This is a genomic window from Acaryochloris thomasi RCC1774 (genome assembly GCF_003231495.1).
Lineage (GTDB): Bacteria > Cyanobacteriota > Cyanobacteriia > Thermosynechococcales > Thermosynechococcaceae > RCC1774.
The window spans coordinates 329,795-356,112 of sequence record NZ_PQWO01000004.1 but is presented as its reverse complement, the minus strand read 5'-3'; the positions used below and the strand labels follow the sequence as shown (position 1 = coordinate 356,112).

Here is a 26,318-nt window from a genome sequence, read left to right as displayed (position 1 = left end):
AATTTAGAGCGCGCCCAACTGGGTTAGACCCAAGATAGCACCGGCACCAAAGGCATGTCCTAGGCACCAAGTTCCGAGAACTGCGCCCATACTAAAATCGCCGAAGAAGCTAGCAGCAGGAGCAGCCGGACCTTCGTTGGGTTTTTGGACCGTTAGCTTTGCAAAAACCATTGCCAAAACGTTGCAGGCAATCATGACAACAGCCACGTTGGGGCTCCAATCAACAGCGCGAACTGCAACAGCTAGTAATGTTGGTGTGAACAACTGCTTTTCTCCTTAATCCCTTGGAACAATTGTTAATCTTATTTTATTGTTGCAAACAATGGGGTTTTATACAGACAGACGCATCAATAGTTAATGTTTAAATGAAAAATAAAGAGAGAGCTTTAGCAAGTTGGCTAAGTTGAAGCTGCAAAGCGTTCCTAAAACACTCCACTCTGGGCTGGTACTAGCACTTTGTTTGGGGCTCGCTCAATGTGATGCTTCAGGAACAGGCCCTCAAAAATCTCAGGACAAAATCTCTCGCTCTGAGTGCGCGGTGGAATCGGGATTTATTTTGATTGAGGCCGGAGAGTTTATTGCGGGGAGCGATCGCAAAGAGCAGGACTATGCCTATCAAATTTCTGCCGATACCGTCCCTACCGCACCCGATGAACAAGAGCTGCGTCAAAGTCGTTGGTTTGATAATGAACCAGAACGGGAGATGCGATCGCAACCCACCTTCTGCATCAGCCGCAATCTCGTGACCAACGCCGACTATCAATCCTTTATCCAGGCCACCGATCACCAACCTCCTGGAATTTCAGAAGCAGACTACCAAAACCAGGGATTTCTGGTGCATCCCTACAGCACCGTTGCGCCTTATCTCTGGCAGGGCAATCAGCACCCCGCCGGAGACGCCAAACATCCCGTTGTGCTGCTCTCCTATGCCGATGCCCAAGCCTATGCTCAATGGAAAGGGAAGCAGGACGGAACCACCTATCGACTCCCCACCGCCCTCGAATGGGAGAAAGCCGCGCGGGGAACAAAGGGCCAATATTTCCCCTGGGGCGATCAATGGCAAGACGATGCCACAAACTGGGCCGGTAGCGGGCAAGACCGGACGAGCGAGATTGGAGCCTATCCCCTCAGTCGCAGTCCCTACGGCGTTGAAGACATGGCAGGCAATGTCTTTGAATACACCTCCACCCGCACCGAACGCAAAGGGAAACCGGCGACCGTTATGAAGGGGTGCGGCTGGGACGATCTGCCAGGATTCTGCCGCGCCGCCTATCGCCATGCGCGTCCGTTAGGCTCTCGCCATATTTTGTTTGGCTTTCGACTTGTAAAAGAGTAAGAAAACACCCTGAGCCTGCTTGGGCTTAGGGTGTTGATGAGGGCATTGGGTGGATGCAAAACCTCCGCGACACCTAGAGAGCGAAGAAACTTGAAACTAAGAAGCTGTGGCCTGTGCCTGCGACTGATTCTGTAGCAGCTCTACTAGCTCATCGACCCCTTTCTTAATGCGGCGAGTGACTGTGACGGGGCTGACACCAATGCGCTTGGCCACTTCCTGACGAGAGAGCTGATGAAAGAAGACCGACTCAATCATTTCGCGGGTCTTATCTTCAAGCTGGTTGAGGGCATGCTGCAGCTCAATGCGGTCCTCTTCATTCACCTGCAACATTTGATAACGTGTATCCGTCAATGTATCGCCCAGCGTCATTGCTGATTCAGACTGCTGGTGGTGACTCGAAGAAACGCGGGCATTCAAGCTCAGTGGCGTTCGATTAGATGCAGCAAGCTTCACGGAGCGCCACTCATTCATAGATAAATCTAAAGCATCAGCAAGTTCTTGGTCACTGGGCTGGCGACCCAACTCCATCGTCAGATCTTGACGGACTTTAGCGCCTTCTCTGTTGAGCTGCTGCCAGCGACGAGGAACGCGAACGGTATTGGCGCGATCCCGCAAAAAGTGAAGAATTTCACCGCGAATGTAGGGAACAGCAAAGGAGCTGAAGGCGTAGCCCTGAGTGGGGTCAAAGCGTTCAATGGCAGTGATCAACCCCATGTAACCACACTGCTCTAAATCTTCGTAGGGTTCTGCACACTGGTTGGCGAGCCGGTGAGCAACCTTGCGTACCAGTCCCATATTGAGACGGACGAGTCTATTTCTGAGACGAACTGAGGGTTCCTGACGGTAAGAAACCAACAATTCCATCGATTGAGATTGAAGAGTCGTTTGGTAAGCCATAGTGTTTCGCTAACAGTTGATTAAGCCCTATGGAAGTCATTATTAAGAAACGGCGTCAGCCACACTATCGTTAAATTACTGAACTTTCTGTTGTCGTGAGCTCAAGACCTCCGCATTTATACGGAGAAACCACTCCGTGTATACACGTAGAGGGCGGTAAGAGTGTATACGGTGCTGAGTCTTTAAGGCTCTGCTCAGAGTTTTTTCATCAGGATACTGATCGGCCAAACTAGCCTTGACGGGGTTGCGAAGGAGTCAGTGTAAGCTCATCCCTTCGCGGCAGCGGGTGTACCTGCGCCAGATTCAACTTCAAGCTTTTAAGCATGGCGAATGAAAAGACGTTTAGCGGCTCTTGTTACAGCCACATACAGTAGCTGATTGCGTTCTCGTGCATTCCGATTTCGCATAATATCAGGGAGATCAAGAAAGACATTTTGGAAAGTAGAGCCCTGGGATTTATGAATGGTCAGGGCATAGCTATAGTTAACGCTGGCAAAGCGCTGCTTCAAAGCCCAAAAGTCTTGCCACTGCTTTGCCTCTGCCAGCTTATTTAACTCTCGCTTCAATCTTCCCTGCTCAGATTCATGCAAAACTCGTAGCGTAAACACGAGATTAGCGTCGTTCTCGACATACAAGCACCAGATCCGCCAGCCTTTTGATTCGTCTTCCCAGGCTTCTTCGACGATGCATTCAGAGGAGGTCTGCATCAAAATTTCCTCTTCATTACCAAAGATCGGATGCATGGCAATCAGGCGCTCGTCAGGGACAAACCGAGGGACTTCGCACCCAAAGATAGCGTCTCGGATTTGACGATTAAGGGCGTTGACGCGCTTATTTGTATAGGCCAAGGCCCGCACATAGTCGGGGTCGGACTGAGAGAGATCGCATCTAAAGGCCCGCACCAACTGTCGCTCCCAATCCGATGTTCTTAAAACCACCGTGCCTTCTGTTTGCTCGGCGTTGAGGTCGGTAACGAGCGGGGGTAAGCGCTGAGAGTCTAAGCCGCAGCGGATCGATTCAGCAAGCACTCCAATGGCACCACCGTAGCGAATGACGTCGGTGAGCAAAGCTTTATTTGCGATCGCAACAAAGGTTTGGGAGCAAACCTCATTAATCGGCGGTAGCTGCGCCGAATCCCCCACAAACAAAAGCTGCACCGAGGTATGAAAGCAGGCAACTTCTGTGATCAAGAGTTCCCATAGGTTTTGATTCACCATTGAACACTCGTCCACCACCACCAGGGCATACTTTTCAAACGAGCTTTTCTGATCTTTATCAGGAATAAACTCCTGCTCCCCCGTTTCTTGATTAATCTGGGGCCGCAGCCCTAAGAGCTGACAGCAGGTGAGGCAGTCAATGCCCAGCCCCCACTCCGCCATCATTTGGGCCAGTACCTTCGTCGCCTTATTGGTAAAGGCACTAAACACAATCGGACGATGATCGCCTTGCCCCTGCAGCTGAGCGACAAAGGCCTGCAGCAGCGTCGTCTTCCCCGTCCCGGCATAGCCCTCCAGCACAAAGAATGACTCAGAGCCATTCACAAAATCGTGAAGCTGCTCTAAAGCCGCTTGCTGCTGGGCACTCAAGCTCAGGCTAGCCTGCATTTCTTGGGCTAGAGACTGATAAATTGCATGACTTCGAGCAGACTGTTGCATAACAGAGTGTTTGCTTTCTGTAAACCTTGAGATACAATGCTCACCAATATTGTGAGGACATTATCCATGAATAAAGCTGAACTAGTGAATGCCGTGGCCGATAAGGCAGGCGTCACCAAAAAACAGGCTGACGAGATCGTTAGCGCCACCATCGATACTATCGTTGACACCGTAAGTCAGGGGGATAAAGTCACCTTGGTTGGTTTTGGTAGCTTTGAACCCCGCGATCGCAAAGCAAGAGAAGGACGCAACCCTAAAACGGGTAAAGCACTGACGATTCCGGCAACAACCGTCCCGGCATTCAGTGCAGGCAAAGTATTCAAAGACGCCGTCGCTCCTTGACAATAACATCCTAAAAAAATCCCCATGGTGGCTCTGTAGCCGTCATGGGGAGATGGAGCACTTAATGGGTAAAACAGAACATCAGAAGACTACGCTGCAACAGGCTCTAGCGCTTTGGGAGCCGCCTCTTCCTCCTCAGCTTTCTGCACAACAGAGGTCGCTGATACCTCTGCACCCATCGCTAATTTTTGTCGCACTTGCTGCTCTACTGTTTGCATCACCTCAGGGTTCTCAACCAGGTACTTAATCGTGTTCTCGCGGCCTTGGCCAATGTTGCGGCCATCGTAGCTATACCAGGCCCCCTTACGAATAATCACCTGGGTCTCTTCTGCTAAATCGACAAGGCAGCCCAGGGTCGAAATCCCCTGACCAAACAGAATATCGAACTCAGCAATCCGAAACGGCGGTGCAACTTTATTTTTGACCACCTTGACCTTTGCTCGGATACCGTAGCCTTCGGTGCCTTTTTTCAGAGTTTGAATCCGGCGAATATCAAGGCGTACTGAGGCATAGAACTTCAGAGCGTTGCCACCTGTTGTGACTTCGGGACTGCCGTAGGTAATGCCAATTTTTTGCCGCAGTTGATTCAGGAAAATAACGGTGCAGCCGGACTTACTAATATTGCTAGTCACTTTCCGTAAGGCCTGACTCATTAGTCTAGCCTGCAGGCCCATATGCGAGTCGCCCATTTCTCCTTCAATCTCAGCGCGAGGGGTGAGGGCCGCCACAGAATCGATCACCACCAAATCTACGGCGCTAGAGCGGACCAGCTGATCGACAATCTCTAGCGCCATTTCACCAGAGTCAGGCTGAGAGACCAGCAGATTTTCGATATCGACCCCTAGAGCGGCAGCATAGGTCGGATCAAGGGCATGCTCGGCATCGACAAAGGCGGCAACGCCATCATTACGCTGAATTTCTGCGATCGCATGGAGAGCTACGGTGGTTTTACCCGAGCTTTCAGGGCCATAGATTTCAATCACACGCCCTTTGGGCAGACCGCCCCCCAAGGCCAAGTCAAGCGTTAAAGCGCCACTCGAAATCGTTTCTACCTGCATACGGCTGGCATCGCCTAGACGCATGATCGAACCTTTTCCAAAGGTACGTTCTAGTTGATTGAGAACCGTATTGAGTGCGGCTTGTTTGCCGGATGCATCAGTCGCCATAGTTGCCTCACAGTCAGACGTTCAAACACGGGCTATTTTTTATGGGTGTAGCCGTGGAGTTACATAGTACATATATACCAGTAGCGAGTCAAGCGGATATTTTCGTTCTTGAAGGTTCAGGATATTTCTGCTATAGCTTTAGGCTCAAGGCCAATTCTTCATCTATTGCTCAGAATGAACAATAAATTTAGAAAGGGCAAGAAGCTGCTTTACCCAGCTGCCCTACTGCAGGTTTTTGGCCTAATTATGCTTAGAATCGCAAAATTGCAGATGTGGCTGAGGGAGAGCAACGGTCAGATTTATCTGAGACGCTGGCACGGTAGGCTTGGAAACAATATTATTCAAATCGCCCATGCAGAGATGCTGTCTCAACGACTGGGGTTGCCGCTATCTTTTCCCCAGCATCCTTTTTTGTCAGTGGAGGCGATCGGCAGTATCCATCCGACGAATAACGGCCATTGCAACAATATAGGGGTTGCCACTCCTAAAGTTCTGTTGAGGGATCTCCTGAGCCCGACCCAAGCTAGACCTGAGTGCGGCAAATTTTTATTGAGATGTTTTTACTTCAGCTACGATGTATTTCCGCTGGTGCCTAAGCTGGCAGACTATCGGCGCATTCTTAGAGCTAGGGTTCTGCCTCTACTCCCCTACCGGAAAAACGCATCTATGGCAGAGGATACCCTCGTTATTCACGTCCGCTCAGGAGATATCTTTTCCAAAAGACCTCACCCAGGTCTCCTTCCCCCTCCCTTAAGTTTTTATTTAGAGGTGATTGAGAAGTTTGGCTTCAGCAAGATTGTGGTTGTGGCAGAGGATGCAGAAAATTTATGTGTTGCCCAGCTTAGACGTCTGATTCCCGGCGTAAGGGTGCAGTCTTCATCTCTAGCAGAAGATATAAATGTAATGCTCAATGCCAAGAATCTCATTTCGTCAGGCAGCTCTTTGTCATTGAGTATTGCTTTCGCGTCGCCCAATCTCTGCAGACTGTTCGTGCCCCAATTCAAAGTGCAGCGTCGATACTGGCGGACCCTCTTTTGGCCGCGTCTCTTTAGGCTGGCCTTTATGAGTAGTCGGCAGGCAGAGCCACACCATCTAGACTTTGACTTTATCCCCTTTGCTATTGAGAACTATGTCTTGATGGGGGAGTGGAAAAATAGTCCGTCGCAGCGACAGCTACTGATTCACCATGATCGGAGAGATATTGTCTTTGCAGGTGCAAAGCCCTTCAGCGTAGTGCAGCAATCAGGCTCTACAGATTGTCGATGAAGTCTGAGACAGCTCAAGCGGTTAACGAGGGTAGAATCAACTGGTTTATATGTTGTTCCTATCGCATTCTCAAGCAAAGAACCTATGCCTTACTCGCTCATCAATCGATTTAGAGGGGCGCTCACTGGAGCGCTAGTGGGTGAAATTTTGCCGTATCCCAATCCCACGGAACAGCCCCAAGAAAGAGGGGACCGTGATCGGGTGGTCTCTAGTTTATCTTTTGCGATCGCAACGTCAGCCCAATCTCTGATTGCAACCCGGTCAGCCCCCCCACTCGTAGCCGAAACCAATAGAGCGATTGCATCAACAATACCCATAGCGCTCTACTTCCATGACGACGCTCAAAAGCTGAGACAAGCGATCATGAATGCAATTCCTCAAGCGATTCAAGATGTAGGCTTTGTGGTTGCTGAGAGTATTGCTGCTGCTCTCAAGCCGCAAATGGCTCCTTTTGAGCTGCTGCCGAAGTTGGTTCAGCTTTTACCAGATGAAACGCTCTCTCAGAAATTAAGACAGGTCCAGATATTATTGACTCGGCGAGATTCTTTAGCGATTGCCATTCAAAAACTCGGAGATCCTCAACACACTGAGGTTGCGATTGCCTTAGCATTCTATTGCTGGCTGAGTACGGCGGAACAATTTCAGCTCAGCGTGCTGCGCGCCCACCGCATTCCAGATGTTTCTTCCCTCACTTTGCTGCTGACGGGTGCTTTTTCTGGAGCGCTGAATGGTCGAGTGGGCATCCCTCAGGCTTGGCTGGAAGCCGGGGCATCTCAAAACGATTTACAGCGGATGGAAGTGTCGGCCAATCAGCTTTTGGCGGCTTGGTCAGGGTGTTATCAGGTGGGCCCAGATTCCGTTGATGGGATGGGTGGAGTTGCGATCGCATCCCCTGGCATCCTGCGACCTCGATAGCCATAGATTAGGAGAGTCCCTCTGACCGAAATTGACCACTTGCTGCAGCCTATCGTCATTAGGCTAGGATCTAAATATCTAATCTATATGGGGAAAATCAATGGACATCTCCCTGCGTCCTCAAGTAGAGCAATATATTAATCAAGCTATATCAGAAGGCCGCTATGCCTCCGTAGAGGATTTCCTCATGGAAGCTGCAGAAGCTTTAATTGCGGAAGAACAGGAAGATATTCAGGTGTCTCAGGAGGTATTGGCTGGCGCAACCCCCGGAAGTGCAATCCCTTGGGCAGAGGTAAAAGCTGAGCTAGGTTTGTGAGCTACCGCATCAATATCGAGAAGACTGCCGTTAAGAAACTCAAGAAATTACCACAGCTTGAACAAAAACGTATTGGTAAAAAGCTACGAGAGCTAGAACAAAATCCTCGCCCTAGAGACTGCAAAAAATTGAAGGGTGAAACGAATCTCTATCGCATACGCTCTGGAAACTACCGCGTTATCTATAGTATCCAGGACGCGGAGCTAATCGTGCTTGTGATTAGAGTGGGCCATAGAAGTTCCATTTATGAGTAGCAATCAACAGTGCCTGCTATTCCGATTCAATACGCTCTTGGGTTGCTCTCGCAGTTTGCATACAGTCCTGAATAAACGCACCATATCCCACTGGACAACGGAACTTCACGACATCCAGATCAACTTTAAAGGCAAGATCCCAGCGAACTCGGAGAGGGCGCTGATTGCTAGAGTCATTAGCAAGGTAGGTTGAATCAGTAGTTGCTTGCTCCAAGATCTCTTTCGTACTGTCTGAGCCTTCTAAGCTTTCGATCTCTTCTAGATCTAGCGCTAGCAGTTGTGCCACAGCCTGATAATCTGCCAGCAGCCATGTTTCAAAGTTACGTATTGCTATTCCTCCTACACTTTGATCATCAATTGGGTGATCATTGGTATCAAAGTGATTTTCACGGATTGTCTCCAAAGCTTTTTGTAATTTGCTTTGCCTTTGAGATAGCTCATCGTCGGAATCAACCGTAATGAGGATCATGTCGACTTCTTCTGGAGACCACGAGATTACGACCTGAGCCAGATATTTCGGCTGCAGAATCGAATATCCTGTCCGGCGTTTACTTTCCTTCGCCAGAGGGTGCCTCTGAACAAATTCACAATCTGAGATACCAATGCTTTGAAGCTCCCGCCTGATAAGCGTATGAAGTGCTCCTTCCTGGTTTCTGTCAATTGCCTTGCCGCCGTCTTCAGGTTTGATGTAGGGCACACTCGGTCCCAGTTCTGCTTCACCTTCTGCAATCAGCCCAATACGAATTGGACGATTCATGCTGGATTACCCCCAAATTGATCCGTAAACCAGAGTTCTCCTAAATCTCCGTCGTATGCTTCCAATGCCTTTCGGAAACGAGCCGAGTCTGTTGGTAAAGTATGAACTTGAGTTTTACCTTCTTTATCTATTTCTACCGCGCGTACTTGATGAGGATCAACATAGTTGAGTAGTGTAGGTGAGTGAGTAGTGATCAGAACTTGGACTGGCTGACCGGAAATTCCCTCAGTAGAGACAATTTTCAGTAACTCCACCATTTTGTGTAGAAGCCAAGGATGAACTCCATTCTCAATCTCTTCAAAGCAAATAATACTTGGAGTATCTTCCTGATACAGCGCTGTTAAGAAAGCAATAATTCTCAGTGAGCCATCTGAGATATCGGAGGAAGGGATATGGTGATCCGAATATTTATCGATTAATTCAAGTGAGAAGCTCTGATTATTGCCTCGAGGTAGAACAATCCTACTGATGTTGGGCAGGAGCTGCCTCAGTCTCTCCTCCAATTCATCAAAGCCTTGACGATCAGCGTGCAAGATGTCGACTAGAGCATAGGCAATACCTTCTCCTGTACGATTCATGGAGGTTACTGATGAACCAACGACACGTGCCAAGGCAGCAGGAGAGAAATCATAGACTTCAACTTTTTTCAGTGCAGAGAAGATTTCAGAATCAAAAACTCCTGAGCCAATCAGCTCAGACCTAACTCGTTCAGTGTATTTGTTCCTTACATAATCTTTGCTAGAAGCCTTGGCAAAGATTAGCTGTTCGGGATAGTCAATTCCAAGAGATAATTCAGTAATATTTTTCCCCTCTTCGGAAGGAGGATCGTCTTCGATAGTTAGTGAGCTGGCTTTGAAGACAAGATAGTTCAGTTGTCCTTGCCAGAATTTAGATTCAAAACTTTGGTTGCTACCAGTTTTTTGAGTGTACTTTGTAAACAGCCCCTGCATGTCATAATCTTGGGGATTAGAAATTGCTTGAAAGAAGCTGGATAGTACGGATAAAGATTCACAAATATTAGACTTTCCCGATCCATTTGGGCCAATGAATACGGTTAACGGCTCCAATGTTATCTCTGTATCAAATAGACTCTTATAATGCTGAACTTGCAACTTAGATAGCATTTATCTGGTGATGATACGCTTCTACTCCTCCATAGTAGCCTTCAAGGATGGGAATGATTTTAACTCTTTGCTATCTTCTGAGTAACTGAAATGCCACGTTGGGAGAGCATTTTTTGAAAGAAATTAGTTGGCAAGCTGGCTTCTACAGGCCAAACTCCAGGTTTAGTGAACTGCCCCGATAGAATCAGTTGGGCAATACCGCCTGTGCCGTAACCGGCTGCGATCGCAGTATCATCCACCACAATGTCGAACAAGCTGTCGTCGGCTTCGCGTCCTTCAGGTCCAGGTCTTTGACTCAGAGCGCATGGCAACACCCGTGCCCATGAAGTGATCGCATCGAGGCATAGTGATTAGCTAGGTGGATGTAATCTAGCTAAAATCAGCAGCTTACGTAAATTGACAACGCCAGTTCGATTGAGTTTAAGTGTTTCAATCGTTGCTCTACCGATGGCCGTTGTACCAATGAGACTCAGGTAATCTTGACTCCATACAAAGTGATCTGCCCACTGCAGATGTCTGGGATGATATAGAGGCGTAGTCGCTTTCGTGACGGGATCGATGCCGGATTGTTTAGTGTATTTATGACCGTTACAGCCACCACAGGCAAGGGCTAGATTATCTAACAAAGTTAGACCACCCTCTGAGATCGGCACAATATGCTCAATTGCGAATGATTGTGGTGTGTAGTCCATCAAGCTCTGGCAGTATTCACAGCGTTTAGCAGCCCGATCAATAACGATTTGTTGCTCATCGATGGTGATGTAGCGTCTAGACATCGGGGGCAGGTGGCTGAATATCGAGCTGTTTCATCAACTCTGGCAGCGAAACCTGACGAAGACTCGCTAGGGTTATCAAATGTCCTAGCCGCTCATTGGTAGAGCTTTCGGCAGTGTCGATCAGCTTAAGTAGTTCTTGGTGTTCTGTGAGCGTTAGCGTTTCGGCCTGACATTTTGCTCGGAGAAAATCGTAGCGTTCCTGAATAGGGTCGGGTAAGCCTTGATTAATTAACTGCAGCAGTTCTGTCTCTTGCTCAGGCTGGTTTGGAATTTTACGTCGGGCGAGAACATGGCTCACTTGTGCTAGAAATTTTTCTAGATCAGGCGTGTCTAGCTGGGCCACACCTTCTATGAGTTGGTCAAGGTCAAGGTTGATTTGTGAGGTAACTTGAACAGATGGCATCGCCTACAGCCCTGGTGAAATTAGAATTGCGTCTGACTGGTTGCAATCGCATTATAGCCAAACTGATATCAGGCATTATCGAAGCGGGTTGTGAAAGCTCAGTTTTAGAACAGAAGCAGAAAAGCGCTAGTTGAATATCTGCTGTTCGATGTTGACGCCACGCAGTTTCAACATCGACTGACAGAGATCTGTGGGAAAACTCGCTTCAACAGGCCAAACACCCGGTTTAGAGAACTGCCCTGACAAGATGAGTTGGGCAATACTACCGGTGCCATAACCGGCTGCGATCGCAGTGTCATCCACCACCAATGTCGAACAAGCCGTCGTCGGCTTCCCATCCTTCAAACCTTTGACCTCAGAACGCATGGCAACACCCGTCCCCGTGAAGCGATCGCTAAATTCTGTACAACGATAGCTGCCCCAAGAGAAGAACTCAATCACAGAACGCTTCCGCAGCAATGCTTTTGGCAGTCGAGCCGTTAGCCAAGTTAATACGTTGTATATTTCTGGCACCGAGCCAAACTTTGTGATTACCGTTTGTACATCGAACGACTGCGCCAGCGTCAGCGCCTCCGGGACATCAAACCAAAAAACATTGACAGGTCCGTAGGGTTTTGGGAAGTGGATCACTTCGCGTTTGCTGTAGGGTTCCGCTGACACCCACTGACCTGAACGCCACACGTCAAAGGTATTCTGTAAGCCTAGAAAAGTGGTTCGCATCACCGTCAATCCGGCTCCACCAGAACCCGCCACCACATAGCTCAGATGAATATGTTCGGCCTGATCGAGTGCTTCAACATCTTGCCGCACCATGCTGTTGGAGATGCCGGGGAAGACGCCTGTATTGATGATGGCCGTGACGTTGTTTGCGATCGCATCTTCTCGATAAGCCACCGCTTTGTTGGTAAAAGAACGGTGGTCGCTGACATCTAGGTAGTTGACACCATTGTCTATACATAGTTGCAAGACCTGGGCGTTGCGATCGTGGAAGGGACCAGCAGTGTGGATGACCAGATCAGCAGCAGCAACAGCGCTCTTTAGACCTTCATAGTTTGCGAGATCGAGCGCTTGAAAGGTTGCCCGAGAACCGAGCTTATCTGCAACCGTCTGCCCCACTTGGCGACCCGTGATTATGACGTGGGCATCGGTATGGCTGAGAATATCCTTCGCAACACTTTGGCCGATGCGTCCAGTGCCGCCAATAATAAGAACTTTCTGCATTACAGAACTAAATTACGCCTATCTTAAGAACCATAAGGGCCATAGATCAAAGTCGGGAACAGCTCTTTCAAAAACAGCAAATAGAGGTCATACTGCATGGTTGATCAATCATGAGGTTCCAGCACCAGAGTAAGTAAATGTAACACTGTACAGGCCGTCGTAACTCCGACTGAGATAATTCCTACAAGCGATTACTGGAGATTAGCCGCCCATGAGTTAGAGCACGTAAGCGTGGGTTAAATCGCTAACTACTGCACTCAAGGAAAGACCAATGCCGAGAAAATTTGAACTCAAGCGGGCTACAAACGGTCAGTTTCACTTCAATTTCAAGGCCAATAATGGTCAAGTCATCCTCTCTAGCGAACTCTACAAAGCCAAGGCTAGCGCCACGAACGGCATCGAGTCTGTACAAATGAATGCTCCCCACGATGATCGGTACAACCGACTCACATCGACAAAGCAGGAACCCTACTTTGTCCTCAAGGCTGCAAATGGCGAGATTGTCGGCACTAGTGAGATGTATTCCTCTATTCAAGCAATGGAGAACGGTATTTCTTCCGTCAAGACCAATGCCCCTGGTGCTCCGACGGAAGACTTGAGCTAGGGGCTGTTTAGGAAAAAAGCGATATCTGTCAAGAAAGAGCCTTCAGACAAGTTAGCGAACTATTTCCCGGTAGGATTGGGGAGCAAAACTGCCACTCGGCAGCGCAGGTGAGGAGTCAGGTGTGAAACGCAGCAAATTTATCCGTAATGCAGTAATCGGCGCAGCAGGAAGTACAGCCGCCGCCTGCTCACCCATACCGCGTAGAGCCTCACAGGGAACGGGCGCTGCCAAAGTCCAATGGCGGATGGCAACAAGCTGGCCCGGTTCGCTGGACACCATTTCCGGCGGAGCGACAAGGGTATGCGATCGCGTCAGTGCTATGACCGATGGCCGCTTTGAAATTAAACCCTTTGAAGCCGGTGAGATCGTCCCCGGCCCCCAGGTTTTAGATGCAGTGCAGTCAGGAACGGTGCAGTGTGGTCATACCGCCAGCTATTACTACATTGGCAAGAACCCAGCTCTGGGATTTGCAACCTCTGTACCCTTTGGGCTGACGGCGCAGCAGCAGAATGCTTGGCTCTATCATGGCGGCGGGTTAAAGGCTATTCAAGATATCTATGCTGACTTTGGGGTCATTAACTTCCCGGCGGGGAACACTGGCACGCAGATGGGGGGCTGGTTCAAGCGTCAGATTCAGTCGGTGGCAGACTTAAAAGGGCTAAAGATGCGGATTCCGGGGCTGGGGGGCGAAGTGATGAGTCGCCTGGGGGTCAATGTTCAACTCATTCCTGGGGGGGAAATCTTTTTGGCTCTAGAACGCGGCACCATTGATGCGGCAGAATGGGTTGGTCCCTACGACGACGAAAAGCTAGGGCTGCATAAAGCTGCTCCTTACTACTACTACCCAGGCTGGTGGGAACCGGGGGCCACGCTAGACGTATTGGTGAATCGATCAGACTGGGATAAGCTACCGACGGAATATCAAGAAGTCTTCAAAACCGCAGCCTATGAAGCCAATATCAATATGCTGGCCCAGTATGATGCCTTGAATCGTGAGGCTCTGGGGCGCTTAACGGCGGGTGGAACAAAGTTAGCTCGCTATAGTGATGACATTCTCAAAGCAGCCCAAGAGAAAGCGTTTGAGCTGTATGCAGAAAACGCAGCCAAGAACAGCGACTTCAGGCGGGTCTATGAACCGTGGACAGCTTTCCGGGAGCAGGTTTATCAGTGGCATCAGGTGAACGAGATTAGCTTTGCTAACTTCGTGACAGCTCAAACAAAGAGATAACGTCTTGAATTGAGAAGTACGAGTGCGGCAATGGTTACGCCATCGCGTCTGCTGAGAAGAAGATCAAATCTGAGCAAACTTGATTATGTCAGAGTCTAAAAGACCTACTCAGATATGTCCTCACACCCAGCCCACTCCGCCCGTGACCTTGCCCCGAAAAAAAGTGGACAAGGTCACTTACGGTCACCCTAGCAAGACACACCACCCTTGCAGAAAGAGCGTTTCTCTAAAATGAGAATTGCTGACCAGGTGATCACCAACTTGGCCTCAAAAGCAAAGCACTTTTTCCGTGACAGCAGACCTATCCGGTCACAGCACCACAAGCACTCGACTGCAACACAGCATCTAATAACCCTGGGAACAGTTCCTGCAGCTCGTCTTGCCTTAGAGAATTAACGTGCTGAGTCCCCTCTTTGCGAGAACGAATCACGCCAGATTCTCGCAAAATCTTAAAGTGATGCGACATTGTGGACTTAGCAACATCGCAATCAAAAGCATTGCAGGTTAGCTCACCGTCAGCCGCTAACTGCTGCACGACCTGTAGGCGCACCGGATCGCCTAAGGCGTATAGAACCCCAGCCAAAGAAATCTGCGAACAGTCTGGATGATAAAGAAGCTTCATCGTTGCATTATGCCATTGAATGATCTATATTCTAATTGTTCGAAACTTTCGAACTTAAGAACAAGAAGGAGGACACCTATGTCGGCCACGATTGCTATCAATGACACGACCTTTCAGCAAGAAGTTTTAGAGAACGCCCAGCCGGTATTGGTGGATTTTTGGGCACCTTGGTGTGGTCCCTGTCGGGTTGTCAGTCCCATCGTCGAAGAACTTGCCGATCAGTATGCTGAGCAAGTCAAGGTTGTGAAGCTCAATATTGACGAAAGCAGTGATGTCGCTAGCCAGTACGATGTTCGGAGTATTCCCACCTTGATGGTGTTTAAAGCTGGAGAAGCCGTTGAGTCTCTGACTGGTGCCGTACCAAAGTCAAAACTCTCCAGTGCGCTAGATAAGCACCTTTAAATTCACGGGGCCATTCCCCAGCCTCTCTTTTCAAGGAGGCAAAGATAAATCCCGTGGATGGGTCAGGTATCGACTCGGAACAAAAGCGATCGACTCGAGCAGACAAATTCCTCTGATCAAGGGGGGTTGGGAAAGTCTCAAGGTAGCTTGCTCTCAATTCTAGAGCCGATAGCATCTCTGCCTTAATCTTCTCTTGGCGTTGAACGCTTCCGTATTTTCTCTATTCTCATCCCATACGAGTATTATTTCTAATGCAAAACGCGACTCTTTTCCAACCCCTACAGTTGGGTGCAATCAACCTTGAGAATCGGATCATCATGGCCCCGTTAACGCGGGGGCGTGCGGGTGTAGAGCGTATCCCTAATGAGCTGATGGTTGAGTATTATCAGCAGCGCACGAGCGCCGGTCTGATTATCTCGGAAGCAACGCAAATTTCAGAGGCGGCTGCAGGCTGGGCGGAAACGCCGGGGATTTATTCTGATGCTCAGGTTAAAGGCTGGCAAGCGATCACCAATGCAGTCCATCAGCGGGGAGGCAAGATTGTTCTGCAGCTTTGGCATACAGGCCGCGCCTCTCACCCTGATTTCCAGCCGGGTGGCATTCGCCCGATCTCGGCATCTGAGATAACGCCGCTTGGTGAAGTTCACACCCCCTTAGGTAAGAAGCCCTATGTCACGCCCCGTGCGATTGATACAGAAGAAATCTCAGGAATTGTAGAGCAGTATGCAGAGGCGACTCGCAAGGCAAAAAGCGCGGGGTTTGACGGGGTAGAAATCCATGCAGCCAATGGATATTTAATCGATCAGTTCCTTCGAGATGGGTCAAATCAGCGAACAGATGCCTACGGTGGCAGTATTGCCAATCGAGCGCGCTTCCTTTTAGAAGTGACGGAGGGCGTTGTCAATGCCTGGAGTGCGGACCGTGTAGGTATCCGACTTTCGACAACCAGTTCTTTTAATGACATGCGCGATAGTGATCCGGTGGCAACGTTTACTCATGTCGCAGAGGCTCTGAATGCTTTTCAGCTAGCCTATCTACATGTGCTAGAGGCGCTGCCCGGTCATATGCTGGCGGAGAAAGGTGAGCCAACGGTTTATCCCCATATGCGCAAGGGGTTTCAAGGGCCGATGATTATTAATGGTGGCTATGATGCGGTGACGGGAGGAGATGCGATCGCAACCCACCAAGCCGACGCCATTGCCTACGGTGTCCCTTTCATTGCCAATCCCGATTTGCCAGAGCGATTCGCTCAAAATGCAGATCTGAACGCGCCTGATCCAGATACATTCTACACTTCAGGCCCAGAAGGTTACACGGACTATCCAACCCTAAGGCAGTTCGCGACGGCCTCTTAACTCTCTTCATCCACTATGGGAGTGGGGCTAGGGACTCAGGCCTTCGCTTTTAGTCAGCTCGACGGCAGGTTGTTGACGGCAGGCTCGTCGATTCCAGGCGTAAGCCCCCACTCCCACAACCACATTTGACACTAGCGCTGCTGCAAAAATTCCCGTTGGCCCTGATATTTTGCTGCCAACATAGGCCAGCGGTAGATAGAGAACAAACATCCGAGTGATGGTCATAATAATCGATGGAATAGGCTTGCCCATCGCGTTAAAGGCTGAGCTTGAGACCTGGATAATCCCTGCTGCGCCATAGCTGATAGGCACCAGCCAGAGGTATTGAGCGGCCACAGCAATCACGTCCGGATCTTTGTTGAATAGTCCTGCTAGTGCTTGCGCCCCGAGTCCGAGTCCAACGGCCACGAGCACTCCCCAGCCGAGGCAGAATAAGAAGCTCTGACGCAGTGCCAGTCTCACGCGATCAATCTGCTGCGCGCCCCAGTTTTGACCAACAAACGGTCCCATACTGGCCGATAGGGCCATGACTGCAATGAGGGCAAAGGATTCCATGCGCGAAGCAACGCCAAAACCTGCGACTGCAGCCTGACCATGAACGGCTAACAGACTCGTAATCACACCAATCGAAATGGGCGTAATCATACTGGCCGCCGCTGCGGGTAAGCCTACGGTCAAGATATCTTTCCAGCAATAGAGAGTCTCTTCTAGACCTGGTAGCTTCATGGAGAGCATGTTTTCTTTGAAGCGCAGTACCAGGAGTGCCGCCACTAAGGTTGTGGCTCGGGAGATGACGGTTGCTATAGCCGCTCCCTGCAGTTCCAATCTTGGAAAGCCCAGCGCCCCCGTAATCAGCAACGGATCGAGAATAATATTCACGGCTGCGGCGAGCGTCATGATTAGGCTAGGCGTCAAGGTATTGCCTGAAGCTCTAATTGCACTATTGCCCACCATTGGCACCACTAAAAACACCATGCCGAAATACCAGATCTGCATGTAGTCCTGGATGAAGGGCATCACCTCTGGCCCTGCGCCCAGTAGCTGAAACAATGGCTCAATGGTCAGCAACCCCACGGTCACAAATAGCACCACTGCCGTTACGGCTAGCGTCAGACTGTTGGTAGTGAACCGCTGGACTCGGCTCATGTCGCCTTCGCCGATGGCTCGTGCGATCACGGAGGATGCGCCGACGCCTAAACCCATTGCTAGACTTCCGAGGGTCAGAACCACCGGGAAGGTGAAGCTCATGGCAGCAAGCTGTGCTGTGCCAAGTTGACCGACAAAATAGGTATCAACGAGGTTAAAGGCTATGAGAGCAAATACACCCCACACCATTGGCAACGTCAGTTTGATGAGCTGTGAGCCGACGGAGCCTTCGGTCAATTTACGTTGCATGGTGAGTGCCAGTATCTTTACCCGTCAGTCTAGGGTAGGAATCATACTGAAAGCTATCTTTCAGCAATTCATATCCGAAGTCCAACACATGGATATTTTTATTCACTCTAAATCAATTTCTTCAGCATCAGAATTACAAGATTTTCAAGCTATTCTTTGGCAAAGATTTCCACAGATCCGGTAAGTATCCCAAACAAGATTGTTTGTACAACAAACCTTTCACGAACTCTCGAAAGAGGTGTTGGATTTATCATTGCAGGAAGATTCATCAATAAGAGAACGACCCAAACACCTGCTATTGAAGGAAGCACCTTTTTGGTCGCTCGTTTCATACTGACAATATCCTTTCAGGTTAAGGTGTTGCTCCCAGAGGGGTGAGCTGTATTTATAGTGCCCAAGAAAGAAAATGTTCAGCACAAAACTTCATCGATAAGCGCAGTCATTTGAAGTGGCAGTTGCCCGTAGCATTGCACTTGTTGTTTGTGCTGCGTGCGCTAAAAACAACGACATGCTCAATTTGTGGGAGGTTTTGGGCAGAAAACTCAAGACATGAGGTAGATGGAACTGCTGTGATTGCGGACCTTAGTGCAACGACTTGCGAGTTGCTCTCCAAGATTTGCCAAGCTTAGTTTGCAGCACTCTAACCAATCTGAGCCAGCAGCACCTCATTGATTACCGTTTGATAGCCAATTCCCCGCCGTTGAGCCTCAGCCTTAGCCCAAGTTAGAACCTTCGGGTGTAGCCGAATCGAAATCGGCTCATACTTCTCATCTTGCTCTTTTGCGGGACGCCCTCGCTTTCTGGGCTGGAGACCAAATTGCTTAGAAAGCGCCTCTTTAAATTGCTGATGCTCTTCAGGTGTGACTCGTCTAGCTCGTTCAAAGGGAAACTCAGAGTCCTGATTCATAGTTTTGGCGTTCTTGTTTTGTTGCAGGTCTAGCACTAATAATTCTGATTTGCTCACCACGCATCGTAAATACCACCACAACAGGCAAACCACCGTCAGTTTCACCGATGGCCCATTCTCGATCTTCTGGACCAGAATGTTCAAGGTCTACAGTGAAAACCAGGTAGGGATCAGCAAAGACCGTTACAGCTTCGTTAAAGGAAATACCATGCTTACGAATATTGGATTCAGCTTTGCGCTCATCCCAATCAAAATACATTTTTAGTATATACAAAAATAGTCTCAGTCATTAGCCTACAGGAAATTAGGCTTAGGGGTTTGATCATCACAATCCCCTCTCAATGGTTTGATCTCACACATTCCATTTCACAAGCCACAATCTGGCTAGATTTGCTACCTTAGAACTTGTGAACACCGACGATGCAAAGTTTGCGGGAGGCTACGAACCATGTTTATACGCCCTACCTTTGGCCTAACGGCACAACCCCAAACAACTCCTGCCGCCAGGAAAAACACTGCATCCTTAGGTGGACTTCATGGCTTCCTACAAAGATATTCTCAGGTACTATCGCGGCTACTGGCCGATCGCAACCCTCAGCATTGCGGCTGCTAGCCTATTTGAGATCCTTGACTTACTCGTTCCCTACGCCATTGGTCAAATTCTCAATGTTCTCTCTCGTCAACCCCTCGATGGCCCCGTTCAGCGAATCGTTGTAAGCATTGGGGAACTTTTCAACATTCCCGTTGGCCAATCCCTCGCTCTCTGGGTTCTCCTAGGGGCAATTTTTGCGGTCTCGGTCTTGCGCGCGCCCATTCAACCCTGGATTGGAAGCTGGTTCCACTGGGCGATTCCGCTGAGGGCGCGGCGTGACTATGCTGAGCGGGTACTCTCCAAAATCCTGACTTTTCCACTGGCGTTCTATGACGAAAATAACCCAGGACGAATCGCGGGTCGTGTCTCGCGGGGGCTAGAGAACCATACCTGGACCTATCCTGAAGTTGCCGGACAGTTTGTACCCAAGTTGGCGAGAGTCCTGGGAATCTTTGGCGTCATTTTGCTGATCGAATGGCGAATTGCGATCGCATTCCTCCTTTCCTTCATCGTCATTCTCGGTTTCAGTCTGCGAAATCTGCAGTCACTCATTCGCCGGGAAGAAATCATCGATCGCTACATCGAGAACACCGAGAGCCGCACTTCCGAGATTATTACCAACATCAAAACGGTAAAGGCATTTGCCACTGAGGCTAGTGAGCTAGAGCGGCAGCGGCAGCGGTTCAAGCGCGAGCAGGATGTGATCCTTCATCGCATCCATCGAGGGTACGTGAACTTAGCAACTTGGCAACGAACCGTTGTGCAAACCTCTGTATTCTGTGTTCTCGCAATGACGCTAATCGCAGCAGTTCAGGGGCGGATTTCAATTGGTCATTTCATTACGACGCTGACGGTTTCCAGCATGGCCTACGCTGAGATTGAGCCGCTGAGCATGGTGGCCGAGTTTGTGGCACGGCGCTATGCAGCAATGGTAAGGTTCCATGAACTTATACAAGAACCGTCGGATATATACAACGTTGATTTATCCATCATTGGCGAGACCCCTCCCTATCAGTTCACCGGAAAGGTAGATTTCCGCAACATCAGCTTTGGCTACGATACCGATAAGCCCGTCTTAAAAGACGTTAGTTTCCTGGTGGAACCCTATCAGACCGTTGCCCTCGTTGGACGTTCGGGTTCCGGGAAGTCAACTCTAGTGAAGCTGTTGTTTCGCTACTTTGACCCGACAGCAGGCCAGATTTTGATGGATGACCAGGATATTCGCTCCTTGGATATGACTCAGTATCGGAAGCGACTTGCGATCGTCCATCAAGAGGTGGATGTCTTTAACGGCACACTGTTGGATAACCTCACCTACGGTAATTCTCAGGCCAGTTTTGAGCAGGTGCAAGACGCCTGTCGGATTGCGCGGGTGGATGAATTTATCCCATCGCTGGCAAATGGATACTCTACGGTCGTGGGGGAACGGGGCGTCCGTCTATCGGGCGGTCAGCGACAGCGACTTGGAATCGCGCGAGCGCTGCTGGTGGAACCGGATGTACTGGTGTTTGATGAAGCGACTTCCAGTTTGGATTATGAGTCTGAGCGAGAGATTCAGATGGCGATGCGGTCTTTGTTTGGAACGCGATCGCTATTGGTGATTGCCCACCGCTTGAGTACCGTACGGGATGCGGACAAAATTGTCGTACTTGATCAGGGCATGGTTGCAGAAGTTGGTCGTCATGAGGAGTTACTTCAGAATCGAGGACTCTACTGGCAGCTCAATCAACTGCACGAAGCAGGAGAGATCTTAGACTAAACAGACAGTCCTTTGTACTTGCCTATCCCTAGTTGTCAACAGCATTCAGATTTACCTCACTGTCGGGCATTCTAAGATCATTAGCCCCTAGTATTGAATCTTCAGAACGTATGGCACTCGCTATGGCTTTGAAAAACTGGTGAGTCTGAAATAGAGCGGATCAGAGGAGGATGCTTGGACAATGGCCGCAATTGCATCTCATATTTGTGACGCTCAGGGAGCCTACAAAGGACCAGCAGGGGCTACATTGATATTCATGACTTACGGGAATGTTGTTATGCACAAATCAGCCACTAAGGACTGACCTTGGTTTTTTGCGCGACCAAGTAGTAGAGCTCGGGCTGCGTTCGTCTCAACGGCGACGCCCAGGCTTGCTGACAACAATTGTCTTTGCGATGCGATCGCCCAGTCGCTGCTGCTTGGGTGAAGATTGGATCAAAATCAGGCCCGTTAAATAAGGTAAAAAGAAAGGAATCGCATCGATGGGGCGCAGGAGGTTGCGAACAATGGCTGCAGGCAAGTCGATGGGAAATCCATTCGTCTTGACTATTTTCTGCCCCATAATCATTTTGCCGATGGTGGCTCCTAGAATTCCTTCAAAGCCGATGGGGTAAAAGAAGAACAGCGCTACAGCGATGAAAGTGGGAGGTGAGACCTGCATTCCAGCAGATGTCGCGAGTCCTGACAGCAAGGTGATGATCACGCTCATCAGTAGTATGATCACCAGATCGATTAGACCTGCAATGATGCGAGGACCCATGCCGATATATTCCATTGCGTTCTCCCCCAAGCTGCAGAAATCATTAGAATTATGGCGTTCAGGCGACTCTAATCCTCTTGAGGAGTAAAAAATCCCTATAGCGCGTGAATTCCCTGCTCTCTATAATAGTCCCTGGTTCCACCCTTCGCGTTTTATAGGCTCCTCTATGGCAATGAAATTCGATGCAGAGGCTGCTCAGCAGCGAATTGACCAATTTTGGCAGCTCTCCGCCAGCTTTGGGATGGAACGCAATGCCTATCACAACTATCTCAATGAGATTGTCAGCGATCGCTATGCCCTGATCAAAGGGCTACAGCTGCTGCGCGATGAACTACAGTTAGCGGCCCCGAGGGATGCCGAGGGCGATGCCGACATGCAAGCCTGTGGGGCGGATCTGAGCTTGCCCAGCGTGGTGACAACCTTGGCATATACAAACTGTGGCGATCGCATCCATCAGGGTGAAGCTACTAAGCGCTATCGAGATGTGGTGGCCTCTCGATTTGCCACCCTTTCAGAAATTGGCGAACTGAAGCTGGAGGCGTTTTTCCCGGCGGGGGGTGGCACAGACAATGGTGCCACGCTGGCCCACGTCACGGTGGCGCACCAGCTTGATCAGCAGCTCCGCCAGCAGTTATATACAGGGAACCCTCAGTCAATGGTGTTGGTGGCTATTGATCTGAAAACCCATGTGGGTCGTCTGCGAGAGGGACCAGAGGGGAATAAAAAACGGACCTATGGCAAAACGCGGGAGTCGCCTTGGCGAGAGCCTCGGGCAGCCTGTGGTGCTATCTCAGACACCCTTAATAACTATCAGCCCCACAATATAATCCATCGACGGATTCGAGATGATTTGGGCGAACAGAATTTTCAGTACTTAGCCCATCAGCAGATTCTGACCGATGACGGCATTGATATCACGATGGCGGTGGCAGCCGCCATCGTGGCGATTCGGGGCATTCGCAACACGGCAATGGCGCTCACTCAGGAGCTGGACGAGCGGGGACTCGCTCATTTGACGGCCAGTACGACGGTCAACCGGCCTTCGCGGGATGATTTAGTAATTTATTTAGCTCGGGCGACGGTATTTGGAGGGCAGGTGCGGATTCAGTGCTTGGGTACCCATGCGGAGAAGTACAGCGGCAAGCTGGTTGAGTATGCCGGTGAGCGACGGCTGCAGTTACGGTATGACGACTTGGACTGTGCCCATTTACCTGTGGAAACTATCTCATATCCAGTTCAGGCGTCGGGGCTGTGATAGAAGACTTGCCAACAAGGGTCTACGCCCCTTGATCTTGAGGGCCTCAATCGTCTCTGCCTTTAGACAGAGGTCAAAAGAGTGCCAACCCGATAAGGTACAACAAGACGGATGCATCGCCCCGTCTTGAAGAATAAGAGGACTATCAAAAAGATGAGTGACGTCAGCAGAGCACAGGCCGCCGACTTGAATGGAGCCAAAGCGGGCGAGGTCGAACCAACCCCTGAACACAGCATTGATAATATTGCAGCGAAGGCGGGCGTTGAGATGCCGGCAGGTGAGGTGCTGCACACCCAAGAGAAGCTAGAGCAGCGAGACCAAGAACGCTGGCAGCTTGATCCAGAATCTGCTCAAGATTCGCAACAACGCTCGTAACGCAGCCGCTTGTTACGCCGATATGGCGGTACTCGGCTGAGTTAGGACAGCCCTTCCTTAGCACAGATGGGTTTAATGTTTTTATCTCCTAATCAATACGTGTACCGCCATAAGGTCTGACTGAGGGCAGGCAATTGTGGTTTATGAGGATATCAGCATTTTTGATGTTTTCTCATAGAGTTAAGAGACGGTAGACATCTATTCTGCGTTGCTAAATGATATGCGCCGAGGATCACCAGATAGGCTTGCACCTCATTGGGATGGAGTATGGCACTGAAGCGACATAACGGCCTTGACTCATTGCTGACCCACGTTTGGGATCAGATTTGTCATGGTGCCAATCATCCAGGCCATCCCTACCACAGTCCCACATTTGGCAGCATAGGGGCTGGGGGTCCCAATCTGCGAACCGTTGTTTTACGAGCGGTTGATGTCTCAGCGCGCGCACTGTTGTTCCACTCTGATCGCCGAGCGCCCAAAATACAAGAGGTTGATCAAGACGCTCGGGTGACCTGGCATTTCTGGCATCCTGAGCAGCGAGAGCAGCTGCGGTTGCGAGGTACTGCGACACTACACTTTGAAGATGCGATCGCAAATCAGCTTTGGCAGAGCAGCTCTCCCCAGAGCCTCAAGCTTTACACTAAGTCTCAGGCTCCTGGTACGCAGGTCACAGCTCCCCAGTCTGGCTTACCCCAACACATTGAAGCAGATACCTTCTCTCCAGAGGACCTCAGCGTCGGCCGTCAGTATTTTGCCGCCATTCGGACAATTATCCATGCCGTCGACGTCCTTCATCTACGGGAGGAAGGCAACTATAGGGCCTTCTTTGAATGGGAAAACGAAAACGTGACGAGTTCGTGGATTCTTCCTTAACCCTTGGGAAAATTCATCATGTTCCGGGGGAGTTGTTGTATACCATATACATTCCAAAGAGATATAGAACAATCAGCGTCACCCCGTCCCAGGTAACGTACCGCTGCGATTCTTTGACAGCAGCGCGATAGACGAGGCCTACGATCGCAACCGAAGTCATAATCATAGCCACCAACGCCGTATTGAGGTGAATCGGACTGATGGTAGCCAATAAATCTCCTTTCCAGTAGGCCAGATCGAACAGACCTAAAATACCGAGGTTAAAAACGTTGGACCCGAAAACGTTGGAAACCGCCAAATCAACTGCATTCAGGCGGATGGCAGAAATAGAGGTGACCACCTCCGGCAAAGAAGTCGTTGCCGCCAACAGTAACGCCCCAACAAAGCTCTCTCCGAGGCCCGTGACCTCAGCGATGCGATCGCAAATCCCCGCTAGCCAAATCCCCGTTAGTACAATCCCGATTGACATCACCACGAAGCGAACGTAGGCCTGGCGAAGGCGAATATGCTGATATTGAAAAATTTCAGCTTCCTGCTCTAGAACCTCAGTGCGACGCTCAACTTCGCACTGAGCAATCATGCGGCCACTCAAGAAATAAACCACCAACAGCACCAGGCTAAAAACGCTGACCCACCCCACCCTGAGCGGCTCAGCCATCCCCCCCGTCACCATACCCACCGCCGCAATGCCCAACAGAACACAGCCCAAGCCCGCTGCCAGACCGTGGCTCATCTGTGCCCGCTGAAACAGCGGATCAGGACCGCAGACAAAATCTAAAATAGCGAGGATGACCAAATTGAAGAGGCAGCTCCCTAGAATTGCCCCCGCCGCTAAATCTGGCGCATCTAAAATGGTAACGGCACTGATACCCGTCGCCAGCTCAGGCAGCGAAGTCACGCCTGCCAGCAAAATTGCACCGACCCAGGTGCGACCTAGCCCCGACTTCTCCGCAATCACATCGGCGCTTTTAGCAAGGCCAGCTCCCAGAAAGATGACCAAAATGATGGCAACCGCAAGCTGCAGCCAGAGTAGGATAGTGGCCATAGATTTTAAATCCCCGTATCCCTTCGGTCATGTATCGGCGCTCGAGATGCGATCGCAAACAACCCAATCTTGCGCAAACATCTGTCGTTTTTTTGCGATGCCCCTATCGCCATGTTAGTCATATTTATCCTCGGCAGAGCCGCTACGGCGACGCGGGCTTCGAAATCAACGCTAAATCAATCCGGTTCTCTTGGGGCTGCTGCAGCACCGCCTCAATTCCTGGCCCAAAAAATGTGGTGATTTTTTCCTGTTTCGCTTGCCAAGCCTCCAGCGCCACATCTTCCGACGCAAACTCAAGCACAAGCGTATAGGCATCGTCCGTGGTTTTCTCCTGCAGCCCCACCAGTGACGGACACTCTTCATTAGACGGCCTGAGACCAATGCGACCCAATTGCTCATCCAAATGACCATCAATACCGTAGCGATAGCGCGTCACATCCTGGCGCACCTGGTTCTGAATGTCAGTGGCCTGCTGTTCTCGCAGCGCTAGCACCGTCTCAGAGGTTGGCTGCGTGAAGGGAACGGGCTTTAGTTCAGTAATCTTGAGCGCGAGTCCCCCTAGAAATAGCGGGAAGCCGTAGAAAAAACCGGCTAGGTTGAGGGTGGGATTGCGAACGATAAAGCCGCCTAGCCCCAGAACCGCGAGGATGCCCCCCACAATCAGCCCGAGTGTAGCTAGAGAAATCTTACGAAACATAGGTTGAAAAAAGTGCAGTGA

32 protein-coding genes are annotated in these 26,318 nt (G+C 50.1%); 14 read left to right on the top strand and 18 right to left on the bottom strand.

The window, feature by feature from the left end:
• Nucleotides 1-3: 3 nt before the first annotated feature.
• Nucleotides 4-264, bottom strand: a complete 261-nt coding sequence (gene psaK, locus C1752_RS09300) for a photosystem I reaction center subunit PsaK (protein ID WP_110985770.1) — start codon at nt 262-264, stop codon at nt 4-6.
• A gap of 130 nt (nt 265-394) precedes the next feature.
• Here psaK and C1752_RS09295 point away from each other — a divergent pair, with 130 nt between their 5' ends.
• Nucleotides 395-1,336 carry a formylglycine-generating enzyme family protein gene (locus C1752_RS09295; protein WP_233501490.1) on the top strand — a complete coding sequence of 314 codons (942 nt, stop codon included), beginning with the start codon at nt 395-397 and terminating at the stop codon, nt 1,334-1,336.
• A 96-nt stretch (nt 1,337-1,432) separates the two neighbouring features.
• On the opposite strand, the gene C1752_RS09290 is transcribed toward C1752_RS09295, so the two are convergent.
• Together C1752_RS09290 and C1752_RS09285 are read right to left on the bottom strand one after the other, a co-directional pair.
• On the bottom strand, nt 1,433-2,233 hold the full coding sequence (locus C1752_RS09290) for an RNA polymerase sigma factor SigF (protein ID WP_110985769.1): 801 nt from the start codon (nt 2,231-2,233) through the stop codon (nt 1,433-1,435).
• A 317-nt stretch (nt 2,234-2,550) separates the two neighbouring features.
• Nucleotides 2,551-3,888 carry an ATP-dependent DNA helicase gene (locus C1752_RS09285; RefSeq protein WP_110985768.1) on the bottom strand — a complete coding sequence of 446 codons (1,338 nt, stop codon included), beginning with the start codon at nt 3,886-3,888 and terminating at the stop codon, nt 2,551-2,553.
• Nucleotides 3,889-3,924: 36 nt separating this feature from the next.
• Here C1752_RS09285 and C1752_RS09280 point away from each other — a divergent pair, with 36 nt between their 5' ends.
• Entirely contained in the window at nt 3,925-4,230 is a 306-nt protein-coding gene (locus tag C1752_RS09280; protein WP_158535047.1) for an HU family DNA-binding protein, read from the top strand.
• Nucleotides 4,231-4,319: 89 nt separating this feature from the next.
• Here the strand turns inward: C1752_RS09280 and recA are convergent, their stop codons facing one another.
• On the bottom strand, nt 4,320-5,396 hold the full coding sequence (gene recA, locus C1752_RS09275; protein WP_110985766.1) for a recombinase RecA: 1,077 nt from the start codon (nt 5,394-5,396) through the stop codon (nt 4,320-4,322).
• Nucleotides 5,397-5,570: 174 nt separating this feature from the next.
• Here recA and C1752_RS09270 point away from each other — a divergent pair, with 174 nt between their 5' ends.
• The 4 genes from C1752_RS09270 to C1752_RS09255 all read left to right on the top strand — a co-directional run bounded on the left by C1752_RS09270 (nt 5,571) and on the right by C1752_RS09255 (nt 8,147).
• A complete protein-coding gene (locus C1752_RS09270; protein WP_110985765.1) occupies nt 5,571-6,662 on the top strand; it encodes a hypothetical protein in 1,092 nt (363 codons plus the stop codon).
• Nucleotides 6,663-6,746: 84 nt separating this feature from the next.
• Nucleotides 6,747-7,577: an ADP-ribosylglycohydrolase family protein gene (locus C1752_RS09265; RefSeq protein WP_110985764.1), complete on the top strand. Its 831-nt coding sequence runs from the start codon at nt 6,747-6,749 to the stop codon at nt 7,575-7,577.
• A 100-nt stretch (nt 7,578-7,677) separates the two neighbouring features.
• Nucleotides 7,678-7,893, top strand: a complete 216-nt coding sequence (locus C1752_RS09260; protein ID WP_110985763.1) for a hypothetical protein — start codon at nt 7,678-7,680, stop codon at nt 7,891-7,893.
• Complete coding sequence (locus C1752_RS09255) at nt 7,890-8,147, top strand: type II toxin-antitoxin system RelE family toxin (protein WP_110985762.1); 258 nt, start codon at nt 7,890-7,892, stop codon at nt 8,145-8,147. Before C1752_RS09260 ends, C1752_RS09255 begins: the two co-directional genes overlap by 4 nt.
• Before the next feature lie 16 nt (nt 8,148-8,163).
• Here the strand turns inward: C1752_RS09255 and C1752_RS09250 are convergent, their stop codons facing one another.
• From C1752_RS09250 to C1752_RS09225, 6 genes are all read right to left on the bottom strand, one after another.
• The gene (locus C1752_RS09250) at nt 8,164-8,904 is read right to left on the bottom strand and encodes a hypothetical protein (RefSeq protein WP_110985761.1); all 741 of its coding nucleotides are present in this window, start codon (nt 8,902-8,904) and stop codon (nt 8,164-8,166) included.
• The gene (locus tag C1752_RS09245) at nt 8,901-10,028 is read right to left on the bottom strand and encodes an AAA family ATPase (protein ID WP_110985760.1); all 1,128 of its coding nucleotides are present in this window, start codon (nt 10,026-10,028) and stop codon (nt 8,901-8,903) included. Before C1752_RS09245 ends, C1752_RS09250 begins: the two co-directional genes overlap by 4 nt.
• 59 nt (nt 10,029-10,087) lie before the next feature.
• On the bottom strand, nt 10,088-10,342 hold the full coding sequence (locus tag C1752_RS09240) for a hypothetical protein (protein ID WP_146242308.1): 255 nt from the start codon (nt 10,340-10,342) through the stop codon (nt 10,088-10,090).
• A gap of 36 nt (nt 10,343-10,378) precedes the next feature.
• A complete protein-coding gene (locus C1752_RS09235; protein ID WP_110985758.1) occupies nt 10,379-10,804 on the bottom strand; it encodes an HNH endonuclease in 426 nt (141 codons plus the stop codon).
• Nucleotides 10,797-11,207 carry a hypothetical protein gene (locus tag C1752_RS09230; RefSeq protein WP_110985757.1) on the bottom strand — a complete coding sequence of 137 codons (411 nt, stop codon included), beginning with the start codon at nt 11,205-11,207 and terminating at the stop codon, nt 10,797-10,799. The genes C1752_RS09235 and C1752_RS09230 overlap by 8 nt, the downstream gene beginning before the upstream one ends.
• 126 nt (nt 11,208-11,333) lie before the next feature.
• Nucleotides 11,334-12,428, bottom strand: a complete 1,095-nt coding sequence (locus C1752_RS09225) for a saccharopine dehydrogenase family protein (RefSeq protein ID WP_110985756.1) — start codon at nt 12,426-12,428, stop codon at nt 11,334-11,336.
• 271 nt (nt 12,429-12,699) lie between these two features.
• Between C1752_RS09225 and C1752_RS09220 the strand changes: the two genes are divergently transcribed.
• Both C1752_RS09220 and C1752_RS09215 read left to right on the top strand, forming a co-directional pair.
• Nucleotides 12,700-13,032, top strand: coding sequence for a YegP family protein (locus C1752_RS09220; protein WP_110985755.1), 333 nt, complete (start codon nt 12,700-12,702; stop codon nt 13,030-13,032).
• A 121-nt stretch (nt 13,033-13,153) separates the two neighbouring features.
• Nucleotides 13,154-14,260: a TRAP transporter substrate-binding protein gene (locus C1752_RS09215; RefSeq protein ID WP_110985754.1), complete on the top strand. Its 1,107-nt coding sequence runs from the start codon at nt 13,154-13,156 to the stop codon at nt 14,258-14,260.
• 301 nt (nt 14,261-14,561) lie between these two features.
• Here C1752_RS09215 and C1752_RS09210 read toward each other — a convergent pair whose 3' ends face one another.
• Nucleotides 14,562-14,882 carry an ArsR/SmtB family transcription factor gene (locus tag C1752_RS09210; protein WP_110985753.1) on the bottom strand — a complete coding sequence of 107 codons (321 nt, stop codon included), beginning with the start codon at nt 14,880-14,882 and terminating at the stop codon, nt 14,562-14,564.
• Between the two features lie 78 nt (nt 14,883-14,960).
• Here C1752_RS09210 and trxA point away from each other — a divergent pair, with 78 nt between their 5' ends.
• Nucleotides 14,961-15,284: a thioredoxin gene (trxA, locus tag C1752_RS09205; protein ID WP_110985752.1), complete on the top strand. Its 324-nt coding sequence runs from the start codon at nt 14,961-14,963 to the stop codon at nt 15,282-15,284.
• A gap of 251 nt (nt 15,285-15,535) precedes the next feature.
• Nucleotides 15,536-16,639 (top strand): alkene reductase, encoded by a 1,104-nt coding sequence (locus tag C1752_RS09200; protein WP_110985751.1) that lies wholly within the window; start codon nt 15,536-15,538, stop codon nt 16,637-16,639.
• Nucleotides 16,640-16,666: 27 nt separating this feature from the next.
• Here the strand turns inward: C1752_RS09200 and C1752_RS09195 are convergent, their stop codons facing one another.
• The 4 genes from C1752_RS09195 to C1752_RS09180 form a co-directional block, all read right to left on the bottom strand.
• Nucleotides 16,667-18,034: an MATE family efflux transporter gene (locus C1752_RS09195; RefSeq protein ID WP_110985750.1), complete on the bottom strand. Its 1,368-nt coding sequence runs from the start codon at nt 18,032-18,034 to the stop codon at nt 16,667-16,669.
• Between the two features lie 149 nt (nt 18,035-18,183).
• Nucleotides 18,184-18,366 (bottom strand): hypothetical protein, encoded by a 183-nt coding sequence (locus tag C1752_RS29245; RefSeq protein ID WP_233501488.1) that lies wholly within the window; start codon nt 18,364-18,366, stop codon nt 18,184-18,186.
• A 308-nt stretch (nt 18,367-18,674) separates the two neighbouring features.
• The gene (locus C1752_RS09185) at nt 18,675-18,941 is read right to left on the bottom strand and encodes a BrnA antitoxin family protein (protein ID WP_110985748.1); all 267 of its coding nucleotides are present in this window, start codon (nt 18,939-18,941) and stop codon (nt 18,675-18,677) included.
• On the bottom strand, nt 18,925-19,200 hold the full coding sequence (locus C1752_RS09180) for a BrnT family toxin (protein WP_110985747.1): 276 nt from the start codon (nt 19,198-19,200) through the stop codon (nt 18,925-18,927). The genes C1752_RS09185 and C1752_RS09180 overlap by 17 nt, the downstream gene beginning before the upstream one ends.
• 277 nt (nt 19,201-19,477) lie before the next feature.
• Between C1752_RS09180 and C1752_RS09175 the strand changes: the two genes are divergently transcribed.
• Nucleotides 19,478-21,292 carry an ABC transporter ATP-binding protein gene (locus C1752_RS09175; RefSeq protein ID WP_110985746.1) on the top strand — a complete coding sequence of 605 codons (1,815 nt, stop codon included), beginning with the start codon at nt 19,478-19,480 and terminating at the stop codon, nt 21,290-21,292.
• 352 nt (nt 21,293-21,644) lie between these two features.
• On the opposite strand, the gene C1752_RS09170 is transcribed toward C1752_RS09175, so the two are convergent.
• Complete coding sequence (locus tag C1752_RS09170; RefSeq protein ID WP_110985745.1) at nt 21,645-22,067, bottom strand: RDD family protein; 423 nt, start codon at nt 22,065-22,067, stop codon at nt 21,645-21,647.
• Nucleotides 22,068-22,218: 151 nt separating this feature from the next.
• Between C1752_RS09170 and C1752_RS09165 the strand changes: the two genes are divergently transcribed.
• The 3 genes from C1752_RS09165 (at nt 22,219) to C1752_RS09155 (ending at nt 24,555) form a co-directional block, all read left to right on the top strand.
• Complete coding sequence (locus C1752_RS09165; protein ID WP_110985744.1) at nt 22,219-23,307, top strand: hypothetical protein; 1,089 nt, start codon at nt 22,219-22,221, stop codon at nt 23,305-23,307.
• A gap of 153 nt (nt 23,308-23,460) precedes the next feature.
• Nucleotides 23,461-23,682 (top strand): DUF6335 family protein, encoded by a 222-nt coding sequence (locus C1752_RS09160; protein WP_110985743.1) that lies wholly within the window; start codon nt 23,461-23,463, stop codon nt 23,680-23,682.
• Nucleotides 23,683-23,949: 267 nt separating this feature from the next.
• Entirely contained in the window at nt 23,950-24,555 is a 606-nt protein-coding gene (locus tag C1752_RS09155) for a PNPOx family protein (protein ID WP_110985742.1), read from the top strand.
• A gap of 16 nt (nt 24,556-24,571) precedes the next feature.
• Here the strand turns inward: C1752_RS09155 and C1752_RS09150 are convergent, their stop codons facing one another.
• Both C1752_RS09150 and C1752_RS09145 read right to left on the bottom strand, forming a co-directional pair.
• Nucleotides 24,572-25,600, bottom strand: coding sequence for a sodium:calcium antiporter (locus C1752_RS09150; protein WP_199464333.1), 1,029 nt, complete (start codon nt 25,598-25,600; stop codon nt 24,572-24,574).
• Nucleotides 25,601-25,742: 142 nt separating this feature from the next.
• The gene (locus C1752_RS09145) at nt 25,743-26,297 is read right to left on the bottom strand and encodes a DUF2854 domain-containing protein (RefSeq protein ID WP_110985741.1); all 555 of its coding nucleotides are present in this window, start codon (nt 26,295-26,297) and stop codon (nt 25,743-25,745) included.
• Nucleotides 26,298-26,318: the final 21 nt, after the last annotated feature.